General features: G+C 35.6%; 11 protein-coding genes. 2 read left to right on the top strand and 9 right to left on the bottom strand.

Annotated features, from left to right (window positions below; translation table 11 throughout):
• Nucleotides 1-305 precede the first annotated feature (305 nt).
• Together PQ963_06130 and PQ963_06125 are read left to right on the top strand one after the other, a co-directional pair.
• Nucleotides 306-3,260, top strand: a complete 2,955-nt coding sequence (locus PQ963_06130) for a CheR family methyltransferase (protein MEN4029241.1) — start codon at nt 306-308, stop codon at nt 3,258-3,260.
• 136 nt (nt 3,261-3,396) lie between these two features.
• The gene (locus PQ963_06125) at nt 3,397-4,650 is read left to right on the top strand and encodes an ATP-binding protein (protein ID MEN4029240.1); all 1,254 of its coding nucleotides are present in this window, start codon (nt 3,397-3,399) and stop codon (nt 4,648-4,650) included.
• A gap of 225 nt (nt 4,651-4,875) precedes the next feature.
• Here PQ963_06125 and hdrA read toward each other — a convergent pair whose 3' ends face one another.
• The 9 genes from hdrA to PQ963_06080 all read right to left on the bottom strand — a co-directional run.
• A complete protein-coding gene (hdrA, locus tag PQ963_06120) occupies nt 4,876-7,245 on the bottom strand; it encodes a ferredoxin:CoB-CoM heterodisulfide reductase subunit HdrA (GenBank protein ID MEN4029239.1) in 2,370 nt (789 codons plus the stop codon).
• Complete coding sequence (gene hdrB / locus PQ963_06115; protein ID MEN4029238.1) at nt 7,245-8,189, bottom strand: ferredoxin:CoB-CoM heterodisulfide reductase subunit HdrB; 945 nt, start codon at nt 8,187-8,189, stop codon at nt 7,245-7,247. The genes hdrA and hdrB overlap by 1 nt, the downstream gene beginning before the upstream one ends.
• Complete coding sequence (hdrC, locus tag PQ963_06110) at nt 8,170-8,775, bottom strand: ferredoxin:CoB-CoM heterodisulfide reductase subunit HdrC (protein ID MEN4029237.1); 606 nt, start codon at nt 8,773-8,775, stop codon at nt 8,170-8,172. Before hdrC ends, hdrB begins: the two co-directional genes overlap by 20 nt.
• Nucleotides 8,776-8,886: 111 nt before the next feature.
• Nucleotides 8,887-9,903, bottom strand: coding sequence for a ThiF family adenylyltransferase (locus PQ963_06105; GenBank protein MEN4029236.1), 1,017 nt, complete (start codon nt 9,901-9,903; stop codon nt 8,887-8,889).
• A 14-nt stretch (nt 9,904-9,917) separates the two neighbouring features.
• The gene (locus PQ963_06100) at nt 9,918-11,249 is read right to left on the bottom strand and encodes a GMC family oxidoreductase N-terminal domain-containing protein (protein MEN4029235.1); all 1,332 of its coding nucleotides are present in this window, start codon (nt 11,247-11,249) and stop codon (nt 9,918-9,920) included.
• Nucleotides 11,250-11,437: 188 nt separating this feature from the next.
• The gene (hemA, locus tag PQ963_06095; GenBank protein ID MEN4029234.1) at nt 11,438-12,796 is read right to left on the bottom strand and encodes a glutamyl-tRNA reductase; all 1,359 of its coding nucleotides are present in this window, start codon (nt 12,794-12,796) and stop codon (nt 11,438-11,440) included.
• A 30-nt stretch (nt 12,797-12,826) separates the two neighbouring features.
• Nucleotides 12,827-13,444: a bifunctional precorrin-2 dehydrogenase/sirohydrochlorin ferrochelatase gene (locus tag PQ963_06090; protein ID MEN4029233.1), complete on the bottom strand. Its 618-nt coding sequence runs from the start codon at nt 13,442-13,444 to the stop codon at nt 12,827-12,829.
• 2 nt (nt 13,445-13,446) lie between these two features.
• The gene (locus PQ963_06085; protein MEN4029232.1) at nt 13,447-13,926 is read right to left on the bottom strand and encodes a methanogenesis marker 9 domain-containing protein; all 480 of its coding nucleotides are present in this window, start codon (nt 13,924-13,926) and stop codon (nt 13,447-13,449) included.
• A 12-nt stretch (nt 13,927-13,938) separates the two neighbouring features.
• A partial coding sequence (locus PQ963_06080) for an ATP-binding cassette domain-containing protein (GenBank protein MEN4029231.1) occupies nt 13,939-14,483 on the bottom strand: 545 nt, incomplete at its 5' end.

The following is a 14,483-nucleotide window of genomic DNA, read 5'->3' as shown; positions in this document are numbered from 1 at the left end:
CAAATTAGAAAATTAATCCAAAAATACTTCATCCATTACTCTAAATCGTTATCATTCGCCAGAGAATGGATTAAAAGATTCATGCCAAAAGTTAAAAAAGTTTAGCGATTAACTATAATTTAAATTTCAAATTAATATTTTCTTTCACCTATAACGATACATCGAAATTTTATATAAAAACATAATAACCACTTGCATCATAAAAATTAATATTTGAAATAAAACTTCAATAAATACTATATTAACCAAAGATTAATCATATTTTAAGCAATGCCCATACTTAAATAAGCTATAGGAGTATTAATATGAAAGATCAGGGCAATAAGTTAAAAGATGATCCTAAAGAAAAGAAACGGATTCCAGTAGTGGGTGTTGGCTCATCTGCTGGAGGACTTGAAGCTTTAGGGAAAATATTCCAGAACATGCCCACTGATTCTGGTTTAGGATTTGTCCTGATCCAGCACCTTGATCCATCTCATAAAAGTTCGATGGTGGAATTACTTTCAAGATACACTGATATGGAAGTTCTTGAAATTGAAGAAGGAATGCATGTTGAACCAAATAAGCTGTATGTTACTCCTCCCAATAAAAATGTAGGGATTATAAATGGGATACTGCATCTGGCTGTTCCTAAAGAGCCTCATGGTCTTCGAAGACCCATTGATTTTTTCTTTCAATCACTTGCAGATGATCTGGAAGATTATGCAATCGGTATTATTCTTTCAGGGTATGGATCAGACGGTACTATTGGTATAAGAGCCATTAAAAGTATGAGCGGAATGGTAATAGCTCAAGACCCGGAATCTGCAGTATCTGGAAGTATGCCTGCAAGTGCGATAGATACAGACCTTGTAGATTATATTACACGGCCTGAAAAAATACCAAAGGATTTAATTTCATATATAAAACGATTGGGTAAGAAACCCCCTAAAAAAATAATTGGGAGAGATGAAGAAACCCTCAGTTCACTTCAAAAAATTCTCATTTTAATTAGAAACATGACAGGGCATGATTTTTCACTCTATAAAGAAAACACCATAAATAGGAGAATTGCAAGAAGGATGAACGTTCATCAAATCGATAAAGTATCTGATTATCTTAAATTCATCCAGGAAAATCCTAAAGAAATCAATGTACTCTTTAAAGAACTCTTAATCAATGTTACAAGCTTTTTTAGAGATCCCAAGGCATTTGAATCCTTTAAAGATAAATTAATATCAGAAGTGCTTGATAAAAAAAGAGATGGGGATAGAGTTCGTGTTTGGATTCCGGGCTGTTCCACTGGTGAAGAGGTTTACTCCATCGCCATGATCCTTCAAGAATATATGGATAAATCAGTGAAAAATTTAGAAGTTCAGCTTTTTGGTACAGATATAGATGGAGATGCTATTAATATTGCTCGAGCTGCAACCTATCCAAGTACCATTGTCACAGATATAAGTTCAGAGCGTTTACACAGATTTTTCACCAAAAAAGGCGACGGTTATAGAGTTAAAAAAAATATAAGGGAAATGGCAATATTTGCTCCCCATGATGTTCTTATTAATCCTCCATTCAGTAAACTCGATGTAATATCCTGCAGAAATGTTTTAATCTACATGAATAAAGATGCTCAGAAGAAAATGTTATCTGCATTCAATTATGCCTTAAAATCCGGAAGCATTATGTTCCTTGGCCCATCGGAGAGCATAAGTAATTTTGTAGAATCATTCACAACTTTAGACACTAAATGGAAGATTTATAAATCTAGAAAGACAGAACAATACCCTGCGGGGGAATTTGTTAGATTTCCATATGCAAAATTACCACAGGACTTTACTGCTGTTGAAGATTTAGAAATAATCGGGAAAACAGAGCAAAACATTGCCAAAAACGTTGAAAAAATACTTATTGAAAAATACGCCCCGCCAACAGTAATAGTAAATAACGATGGAAGAATTGTTTTCATCCATGGAAGAGTAGGAAAATACCTGGAACCTGCAGAAGGCATAGCAAATCTTAGTATCATAGATATGGCAAGAGAAGGAATCAAATTTGAATTGAATTCTGCAATAAATGAAGCAGTTTTAAAAAATAAAGAGATAGAATATAAAAGTTTAGATGTTAAAACTAATGGAGGATATCAACCAATTAGTTTGACAGTGCGGCCCATTAGCCGGCCAAAAATGATGAAAGGTCTTTTAATGGTCACATTTAAAGATATAGTATCTATGGGAAAGCAAAAAGAAAAGCTTCCTGCAACCGCTCCTAAAAAAGATAGACATATCCGAAAACTTGAAGAGGAGTTAAATGTTACAAAAGATCGTCTTCACACAACCATAGAAGAGCTTGAAACTTCAAATGAAGAGCTTAAATCGGCCAATGAAGAATTACAGTCCATGAATGAAGAGCTGCAAAGTACCAATGAAGAATTAGAAACATCTAAAGAAGAATTACAGTCATTAAATGAAGAGCTGCTCACCGTAAACACAGAACTTCAAAACAAAGTTGACCAGCTTTCAGAAGTCAACGATGATATGAACAACCTCCTAAACAGCATTGAAATCCCAACCATATTCGTGAATAAAGACGTTAAAATAAAGCGTTACACCAAAGAGGCAACAAACTTAATTAATTTAATCCCAACAGATGTGGATCGGCCCCTTGAAGATATTGTATCTAATTTAGAATATGAAAACATGATCAATGACATAAAAGAGGTAATGGACCGGGTGATTTATAAAGAAGAAGAAGTGCGTACAAAGGACGGAAAATGGTACCTTGTACGAATAATACCTTATAAAACCTTAGATAACATTATTGATGGAGCTGTAATTACTTTTATGGATATTAGCGAGCAGAAAGAAGTACAAAAGCTTGCAAGTCAATTAGAGTATGTAAAAAATATTATAGATACTGTACATGAGCCTTTTGTAGTATTAGATAATGAATTAAAGGTTATATCAGTGAATAAGTCATTTTATGATAAATTTGAAGTTAAAGAAGAATCAACTGAAGGAAAATTATTCTACAAACTTGGGGATAACCAGTGGGACATTCCAAAGCTCAGACATTTACTGGAAAAAATACTCCCTGAAAACAAGGAATTTAAAAATTTCGAAGTTGAACACGACTTCCCAAAAGTAGGCCATAAAAAGATGCTTTTAAATGGTCAAAAACTCCAGGAAAAACAGATATGTGGCAAAACCATAGGAAAAGGATTCATACTTCTTGCAATTGAAGATGTAACTGATAAACCAGAATATCAAAGAAATAAGTAAAAATGCATGATTGAGTGAAATAAGAAACTATATCCTATTTTAAATAAATTAAAAAAAAATACTATTAAATTCTTTAATATTAATGATATGTCCAAATGAAGTTAATTCTAAGTATTGGGGGGGGGGAAATGTAATAATGAACAAAAAAGAAAAACTACGCTTAGCTGCAGAAAAAAGATTACATGAAAAAATAAATACTTTACCCGAACTTCCAGAAGATGTTGAAGCGCTTATTCATGAACTGGAAGTGCACCAGATCGAACTTGAAATGCAGAATGAAGAACTCAGAGCTTCAAGAAGGGAACTGGAAAAATTGCACGAGAAATACTATGATCTTTACAATTTTGCCCCTGTTGGATATTTTACACTTGATTTAAAAAGTACCATCACTGAAGTAAATACTACTGGTGCAGATTTATTAGGTTTTACAAAGGACAGCTTAATTAAAACCCTGTTTGCATGGTATGTAGCGCCAAAATACTCAAAATCGTTTCAATATCATTTAAAACATGCCCTTAAGGCAATGGAGAAACAAGTATTTGAAATGGAGCTTATCCGAAGAAATGGTATTATTTTTCATGCTCATGTTGAATTACTGCCGCAGCGTGACTTTGAAATCCAGATTAAAGTGGCAGTTGTTGATATTAACCAGCGAAAAAGATTAGAAGAAGAATTAAAGCGTTCCAATGAAGAATTGCAGCAGTTTGCTTATGTTGCTTCTCACGACCTTCAGGAGCCTTTAAGGACTATTTCAAGTTTTACACAACTTTTAGAGCATCGTTATAAAGAAAAATTAGATCCTGATGCTGATGAATTTATTGGATATGTAGTAGAAGCAGCTCAAAGAATGCAGCAGATGATACTCGATTTACTTGAATATTCCAGAATAATGACAAAGGGCAGCGAATTTAAAGAGATAGATGCCAATGAAGCGCTTGATACAGCATTGTTTTATTTAAAAGGTGCAATTGAAGAGTGTGATGTGGAAGTTACCCATGACAAACTCCCTGAAATAACAGCTGATCAAAGCCAGCTTACCACAGTATTCCAGAACCTCATATCCAATGCAATAAAGTTTAAAAAACCCAATGAATCGCCGAAAATCCATGTTTCATCAAGAAAAGATGAAGAAAAAAAGGAATATGTCTTTAGTGTCCAGGATAACGGAATAGGGATGGAACCACAATATGTTGAACGAATTTTTACAATATTCCAGCGATTACATACACTGGATGAATATAAGGGGACTGGAATTGGACTTTCAATCGTAAAAAGAATCATTGAACGTCATAATGGCCATGTATGGGTTGAATCAGAATTGGGTAAAGGTTCAACGTTTTATTTTACTATACCTTTCATCCAACACCCCGGCGGGGACATTGTGGAATAGAAATCCACAAAAAAGGGAGCTGAAGTCAAATTTCGTAAGAAAGTGACCATTGATGACATCTTTGGAATAGTTGACGGGCCAGAAACTGATGCTGTAGAACTTAAAAAGAAAGTATAAAGAGGAGAGAAATTTTGAATGAAAAATTTAAAAATAGAAAGAATGGTTTCTTTTGATTCTGACTTTGATAAAGTTAATGGAATTACAAGAATTCATTAAAAAAGCTAATTATAAATCCTTAGATGAAGCCTTGTATAAAACTGCTTCAAGCTTATCAAGAGCTTTACTGACCTGTTTATCAAATTCCGTAAGTTTCTTAGCCAGTCCCCTAAAATAAGGTGCATAAACTTTATAATACATTAATCTATCAGGATCTATGCTGTTTTTTAGAAGTACGGATCTGAATTCACTGACTTTCTCCTGGATAGCTGGATACATTATATCATCAGGATATTCGCCTAAAAATATACCGTCTGCACCGTTTTCAAATGCAAAAATAATATGTTTGGGCATTAAACGGTTTATTGATGAGATTCTAATGATTCTAACCGATTCAGGATAGGATATCCTGTTTATCCCAATATTGTCAGAGGCCACATAACCTATATAATCAACAAATGCCAGGATCCTTCGCTCATCGTCTTTTTTATCCTTTAACATACCGTAAATCATGGCATGTATTTGAGCATCTGTCTGGCCCATTATTTCAACTGCGTTGTGCTTACATTTTGAGATACATATCCCGCAGCCAGTACAGGATACTGGATCAACTGCTATATGTTCATCATACATGTAAATGGCCTTATATTTACATGCATCTATACAATTACCGCACATATTGCATCGGGAATGATTGATTTCTGCAATTGTGGGTTCTATTTCTAATCCATTGTTCATAATCTCTGAAACCTTAGAGGCAGCTGCATTTGCCTGTGAAACACTTTCTGTAATATCTTTTGGTCCCTGTGCAGTTCCACAGACATAAATTCCCTCAACATCTGTGCTAACTGGCCTTATCTTTGGATGCTTTTCTTTAACAAATAAGTCTTCAGTAAGTCCCACATTTAATGTTTCTGCTACCTTTAATGTTCCATCTGATGGCTCCATTGCTTCAGATAAAACAACCATATCAGTTTCTATCTCCGTCAGTTCACCATTCAGGGTATCTTCTACTCTTACAACAAGATTGTCGCCTTTTTTAGTTATTTCTCCTGGACGACCTCTCAATAGCTTAACTTCCTTTGATTGAACGTATCTGAAGTAGTTTTCATACATTCCGGGAGTTCTCATGTCAGTGTAACAGATGATTATTTCAGTATCTGGATAATAACGTCTTATAAAACTTGCATGCTTTAATGCTACCATACAGCAGACTTTTGAACAGTAACGTTTGCCTTCTGGCTTATCGTCCCTGGAACCTGCACATTGAATCATTACCACTCTTTCAGGTATTTTACCATCTGAAGGCTTGAGTAATTTACCATTTGTGGGTCCATTCACCCCCATTATCCTTGCAAGTTCCATTTGAGTTATTACATTTTCATATCGGCAATATCCATATTCAGGACGTTTTTTAAGTTCAAATCCTTTATGTCCTGTTGCTATAACTACTGATCCCGCGTCAAGTGGTATAATTTCTCCCTTCATTTTAAGGTTAATGGCGTTCATTGCACAGACTTTTACACATTTGCCGCATTTAATACAGTTTTCTTCGTCAATTGTATAAGCATCTGGCACTGATTGAGGGAAAGGCTTGTAGATTGCTTTTCTCATCATCAATTTTTCATTCCATTCATTGGGAACATCAACTGGACAAACTTCGGTGCAATTACCGCACGCAGTACATTTATCCTCCCTAACATAGGTCGCTTTTCTTTCAACAAGTAAATTAAAGTTTCCAGTTTTTCGTACCGATGATTTAAGCTCTGCATTGGTGATTATATTGATGTTTTTATGGTGTACAGCTTCATTTATAAGCGGGTTGAAAAGGCATAGTGCACACTCTTCTGCAAGCTTCTCCGGGGAGAAAACTTTACCGATTTTTATCATATTTCCCCCGACAGTGGGGCTTTTTTCAATTATGTGTACTTTGATGCCCTGCTTTGCAAGTGAAAGTGCTGAGGTAATTCCAGAAATTCCTCCACCAATTATAGCAGCGCTTTTTTTGGTTTTTCGAACTATTGCATCCAGAGGTCTTGCATATTTAACTCGTTCAATGGCTGCATTTGTAAGAGATATTGCTTTATCTGTGGCTTTATCCACATCAGAATGTACCCATGAACACTGCTCCCTTATGTTGGCCATTTCAAGGAGATATGGATTTAAGGGAGCTACATGCTTTCTAAATGTTTTTTCATGAGTAATTGGTGAACAGGCTGCAATTACTGCCCTATCCAATTCCTCTTCCAGTATAATGTCTCTGATATTTTTCTGACACTTTATAGAGCAGAGGTTTTCAAATTCCTTAACTACTTTAGCATCAATTGATGAACTGAGCCTTTCAATATCCACGGTATCAGAGATATTTCCTCCGCATTTACATAAAAAAACGCCGATATCAACACTGCTTTTTGGTGCATATCTTGAACCATTATTCACTATTTTACCTCAAGAGGTTTTATTTCATCTAAAATAGGCTCTATAGGAACTGTATGTGTTTGAACTCCCACTACCCTGTAAGGGTCAGCTCCAAGTGCAAGCGCTAAAAACTGGGAAATATTAAAGCATACTATATTAAACTCAACTCCAAGTGACTCTCCAATTACTTTCTGGTTTCTATCAAACTGCATCTGGCAATTTGGACACATGTGAAGTAATATATCAACTTTATTCTCCTTTAAACTCATTAATTTTTCAGAAGTTACTGAAAATGACAGGTCTCTGTTCATGTAACGCTGCCTGAAACCATTACCACATGTACTTGTTTTATGATCATACCACTCTAGAGTTTCAACACCGCACGCCTTTGCAAGAGTCTCAATAAGCATAGGATCTCTTACATTTCCAATTGTGTCATTATGGTGCACTTTACAGTAATGACAGGCATGATGAGAAGCTACTCTAAATCCTGATAGATCTATTTCAACAAGACCTTCAATTTCTCTGACCTTATTAAACAGAATTTCAGCAACGTGAAAAATATTATCCCTTGAATCCATGTCTTCCACATTGTATGTTAAATCAGGGATATTTGAATCTTCAAAAATCTTATTTATCCTACCTCTAACATCGTTCTTTTTATTTAAGATATTTGCTGATTTTTTAAGTATAGCATAACATGTAGCGCACAGCGTGGCTAAATTTTTATGACCTTCTTTTCTTGCAATTGCAAAATTCCTTGCTGCAAGTGCAGAAGTTGAAAGCTGGTCAAATAGATCAGTATAATGCCCTAAACCAGTGCAGCAAGACTGTTTTTCACTTGTAATGTATTCAATTCCCAGTTTATCAAACAAAAATCTGGTCGATGATTCAACGCCCGGGTATTCAACATTTACAAGGCAGCTTTTAAAGAGTAAAATTTCTTTATCTGGTATTTTCTTCATCCACACCCTGCCTTATTATTTCTAACCTTTTTTTGAATCCTGTTTTCTCTAAAATCTCATTAATATCATTTATATCCTTTTCTTGTAGTAATATATGTCCAAGACCTAATTCTTTCCTTATATCCTCTAAATTAACCTTTAATTCCAGCCATTCTTTTCCATAATCCTTCACCAGATCATTGAAAAAATCACTGTGCACTGCTCCAAGCCCGAATTCAAGGAAACTATCTCCGTACGCCGAAAACGGAGCTACTTTAGATTTTCCTTTACCTTCATCAATTGCTTTTTGCCTTAGTATTTGATTTATTTCACAGGCACTGTTGTTTACAGGGCATACACTGTGGCAGGTGTAGCAGTAAAAACAGTTCCAGATTATATCATCTAAAATTAAGCTTTCATCATTATCCAGTGCTCTTTTAACCATTTTCCTTGGATCGTAATCTGTGTGCCTTGCTGCAGGACAGATAGATGTACACATACCACACTGGATGCATTTAAGAATTCCAAGATCTTCTGATGCTTTTAGGTCATTAATAATTATTTCTGCAAGCTGAAGGGTATTTTCACCTATTTTAAGAGTTTTCATCTTGTTTGTACTCCATATGTCAAATTAAATTATTAAGAGAAAAAATTGATATTAATTATATGGCCCTCCTAGTATATCAATATAGTTGATTACCAAACATATTTAGGGCTATTAATTGCCGATATATCTTGCATAAATAGATTTTGCCGCATTTTCATTATTTATTCCTTTAATTATGGCTCTTCCATCTCTAAATACTGATATTTCACAGTTTGAAGCCTTAAAAAGCAGTATAAAATCTGCACATTTGACGCTGCCTAAATGTTCAAGTTTAGAAGCCAGTCCAGGTAGTTCTATCTCTTTTGGATTTGCAGGAGTTATTTGGACGGCATTTCGACCGCAAAGGGAGGTTATAACTTCCCTTTTTTCTGCATCTAAATAATCAAAGCTTCCATCCACGCAGCATGCACATTCTTCATTTTTTCTGACAAGTATTTCATCGAATGAATGGTTCCATGCATCATATACTATAAGGTTACTGTCCTGTCCATTTTCAGGCTTTACTTCCCCAAGAAGTATTTTTATTGCTTCTGTACTGGCCATTGAGCTCATGATTACTGTTATAGTGTTTAATACACCCATTGTATCACATGTTGGTAGTGAACCTGGTTTTGGGATACTTGGATAAAGACATCGAATACACGCTGCACCTGGAAGGATGTTCATGGTCATTCCAGATGTTCCTATGGCTCCTGTATAAATCCATGGAATTTTTTCCCTGACACAGACATCGTTAATAAGCATTCTTGTCTGGATGTTGTCTGTCCCGTCAAGAACCAGATCCACGTCCTTAATTATCTCTTCAATATTTGTATGGTTTAAATCCTTAACTAACGGCACTATTTCTATATCTGAATTAATTGACCTCAATTTCCGGGTTGCGGCTATTGCCTTTGGTTCTCCCACGTCATCTTCATCAAACAGTATCTGTCTTTGTAAATTATTCAATTCTACAAAGTCCCTGTCTAAAATTGATATTTTACCAGTTCCAGTACGCGCAAGGTTGTTTGCTGCTACTGTTCCCAGTGCTCCACATCCTACTATAAGAACATGGCTTTTTTTGAGTTTTCTCTGGCCTTCTTCTCCAATGTTTTGTAATATTGTCTGTCTTGAGTATCTGTTTTCCATGTTAATTCACCAGTTCAGGCGGTTATAGGGGTTCTATTTACCATTCTTTTTTCGATGATTTTAGCAAGCCTCTTAGCTAATGCTGTTATTGTTAATATTGGAGGCCTGCCTGGTGCTTGAGGGATTACACTGGCATCTACAATAAAAAGCCCTTTAATCTTTGTTTCAAAGTTATTATCAACTACTTTACCAATTGCAGCTGTTCCCCCAGGATGTGCTCCTCTTACTGGTGTTGAAACTATGGATTGTGGGTCTACACCAGCTTCAACGAGTAACTGAACACTTTTTTCATATCCTTCTATTAATAAGTCAATATCTCTTTTAGTAAGGATCTTTTCAATGGATTTATCATCATTGATCTTTCCATTAGCTTCATCAGCTATTTTAACCATTATGCCTACTACATCATCTGAATCTGCATTAAATCCTTTATTTTCCAAAAGAGATACAAGTTGACTGGAAAAATGCGGTGATAAAAAATATGGGCCAGATTCAGATTTAACTCCCATGGGAATTTCTTTATTGAGCCCTGCACCTTTCAAAAATCCCCCCACAGTTATAAAAAGATCAAAGAATAATCCTTCGCCCACATTTTCTTTAATTCCAGAATTTTTTAAAATTCCCGGTGTATTTAAAGCCCCTGCAGCAAGTATAACTTTTTTCACATCAAATTTTGTTTTGTCTCCAGATACGCCCTCTACTCCTGTAACTTCTCCATTATTGTGGAGAATCCTTGTAACAGAGAAATCAGAAATAAGTGTTGCTCCATTAGCTATGGCTTCATTTACAAACACCATGGCATCCCATTTTGCACCAGGTTTACAGCCCTGAATGCATAACCCACACCCGTCACATTTAGAAAAATCAATGAATTTGGGCATAGGCTCCATGAAAAATCCGAGGTTTTCTCCTGCCTCTACTATTTTGCGTGTGGCAGGTCCCATTAAATCTGCGGGAAATGGACTAACTTTTAAATCTGCACTTGCATCTATAAGTTCCTCAAAGAGATCCATATCATGGATTTTAAACTGTGCTGTTGCAGAATTTACATAACATGTGCTGCAGGCATAACATGCATTTGCAAGAGAAACTGAAGTTGTTCCACCTACCTCTTCAATATACATTAATTCTGCAGGAAACTTGAGAAAATCGTATTTTTGTTTAATTTTATTCTCCAAATCCATTTTTAAATCTATAGGAATATTTTTGATATGATCTACTGATGTTCCTGTTTCATGGTGTTTTCCTTTCTCTAAAATCAGGATTTTAAGTCCCTTTTTTGATAATTCCCTTGCTACTGTGGCGCCTCCAGCCCCTGTTCCAATAACTGCAACGTCAAAAGTCATAATTTCACTTCAAAAATTAATTAAAAAATACTATTATAATTGTTATAATACTATTACAATTGTTATATAACGATGGTTATATATATTTTTTGGGTGTAAAAATTAAATTTTTCCTTCCAATATTCCAGATAAACCCAGTGGAAATTTAAATCATATATCAAATTCAGTTTTAAATCTGCGGGACTAAATTATTTACCCTTCTCCCCTGCAAAAAGGCATTCTGCAGTTTCAATTAATTTTTTATCATCATTTTCTGCTGCAGTTTTAATGTTCCTTATAATATCTGAGAAAATCTTATCAACCACGACCTGTGTAAGGTCTTCAATAATTTTTTCTCTACCGTTCATATCCCCCAGCATCTTAAATGCCTTTTCTGTTTCCTGAATTCTTATTTTCTCTGCACTGTACCTTATATTAGAAATAAGGGTTTCAACTTCAAGGCGTTTTAAAGCCCTTTTTAAAAGTAAGATCTCTTCATCAATAATTTTTTGAGCCTCACATGCTTCAGATTCCCTCATCTTCCTGTTTTTATCCGCTATTCCCCTTAAATCATCGATATTAAATAGTTTAATACCCAGTTCTTTAACATCTTCCTCAATGTCCCGGGGGTTTGCAATATCAACCATCACCAGTTTCTGGAGATTTTCAGGCGGAACTGCATTTTTAACCTTATTAAGATCTAAAATAGAGTGAGGTGCCCCTGTAGCACTTATAATAACATCTGCATCACTCATAGCTTCATCAAGCCTATCAAAGTGTATTGCTAAACCGCCAAGTTCCTTTGCAAGACGTGTTGCTCGATCATAAGTCCTGTTTGCAACTACAATTGCTTTAAGATGTTTTTCTGCAAGTGCCCTGGCAACAAGGGTTCCCATTTTTCCAGCGCCAATAACCAGGACTTTTTTGCATTTCAAATCTCCGTGAACTGATTCTGCAAGTTCAACTGCTGCTGAGCCAATAGAAATAGATCCCTTATTAATACCTGTTTTTTTTCTTACAGACTGACCTACATGAATGGCTTTAGTAAAAATAGTGTCTAAAATTTGACCGCAAGATCCTGTAGAAATACTTTTTTTTCTGGCATCTTTTATCTGCCCTAATATCTGATCTTCACCTATTATCATGGATTCTAAACCGCATGCTAATTTTAAAAGATGTTTTAGGGCATCATCATCGGTCTCAACCACAAAACTATCAAAAACCAAAGGTTTTTGATTGCCCGAAAAATCAGAGCCGGCAAACACTGCGTGTTTGCGGCCCTCGGAAATTCGTAGAATTTCCGGGGCATCGAAAATCTTTGATTTTCGGAAGCCCCAAAATCTTTGATTTTGTGGGATTTTTCGACGGGCATTAAAATCAAGATCATCAGGATCAATGTTTTCAAGAACAATATAAAGCTCAGCACGATTGCATGTTTTTATCTGAATATATTCATCTACAATACACTCCTTCTTTATCTTCAAAAAGAGTTCTTCCATTTGACGAGTATATTTTTCAATTGTGCAAATATCTGCTGTTTTATGGTCGATTCTTATATTCAGAATCACTTTATCACCCCAAAACAAAAGAGAAGGGTATTATTTAAAGTTTAGATACTGTTTTACATATTCTTTAGCGCCTTCCAGATTTCCTTCCCTTAATAATTCGCCTATATTTTTATCATTCAGTATTTCATATAGATAATCTCTACGTTTTTTCTGCTCAAAAATCTTTTCTTTTAGAATATTTCTGGTGAAACTTTGAAGTTCAAGCTGTAATATATCTTCCCTTTTTATTACTTTTTGTATTTTTTTTCTTAACTTTCGGGCCATAAGAGGGCTTTTTCCACCAGTAGATATACATAGCTGCACGTCTCCTATAAAAAAGGAAGATGGAACAATTAAATTTCCTTCTTCAGGGTTATCAGCACGGTTTAAAAGTTTATGGGAAGCTAATTTAGCCACTTTTTCATTTAATTCACGGTCTCCAGTGGCTACAATCACAATGTCAGACCATTCCATCCATTCTTCAATTTCATCTAAGGGTTTGAAGGTAGCTCCAAGCTCAATTAAATCTTCTGGAAATTTTCTCTCAATTATTATAACATTAGCACCTGCTTCAAGAAATTTATGTGCTCTTCGGCTTCCAACTTCCCCTGCACCCACAACCAAAACATTTTTTCCATCCATCTGCAGGAAAAGAGGAATCCATCCCATATTTATTCCTGCATTTCAAGATCTTTCATCTTGAGAATTTTTGCAGCCATTCTTAAATCGTTTCCACACTCTTGAAGAACACTGACAGCTTCCTCTTCAGGAACATCAAATGCATCAGCAAGGGCCTTTACTTCTTCTTTTGAGGATTCAGATACTCCTACAAGTTCTTCAGAAAGTTGTTTTTTAAGCTCCATGTATTCTTCAACGCTCATGCCGATTTTTCTCATTACCATGTCTCTTAGAGGGCATGGTTTTGAAGGTTTACAGCACCAGACCATCGACCCAAAACAGGTCCCTTCCCCTTGACCTAACCTTGTTTTCCTACCAAATTCCTCTTTTTTTACTATGTACTCATTTGAGCTCATATTTACTTCTTCAAGAGCATATATAATTGGACAGGGTTTAACTGGTGGACAACAAAAGGTTAAAGCTCTTTTGTCTCCTCCCCTGCATACGTGTGATGGTGAATCTTCCCATACCATTGTATTCCTCCATTATTCGTCTGTAAGCATTTTCTGCTTTTCAGCTGGTGTCAAATCTCCCACTATGGACTGTGGATCTCCTGTTTTAAGGATTCTTCCACCCCTCATAAGCGCTGCCCTATCACAGACATCAAGCACAAAGTCCATATCGTGTGATATAATCAGAAAAGTTTGACTTAATTCATCTCTCGCCTTTCTAATGGAATCTGTTACCTGGACCCTTGTAATCGGGTCCATTGTTCCTGTAGGTTCATCAAGAATGATAATATTAGGCTCTTTTATTAAAACCTGTGCTAAAGCAACTCTATGGCGTTCTCCACCGCTTAATTCATCAGGATATTTACTTAAAAGATTTAAAGCATATTTTTCATCAAAACCAACTGCTTTAAGTACATATACTGCTTTTATCCTTGCAAATTCTGCAGGTAGTTCCAAGCTTATGGCCTCAGTAAGATTTCCTAAAACAGATCTATGAGGATAAAGGCTGTATTCCTGGTGAAGAATCCCTAAATAAGGTTTAATTCTTCCTCTTCCTAATGGGCCAGATTCGGTCATGT

Origin of the sequence: Methanobacterium sp. (assembly GCA_039666455.1) — an archaeon.
GTDB lineage: Archaea > Methanobacteriota > Methanobacteria > Methanobacteriales > Methanobacteriaceae > Methanobacterium_D.
Note: the sequence above shows the minus strand (reverse complement) of the source record. Positions and strands in the feature narration are given on the sequence as shown.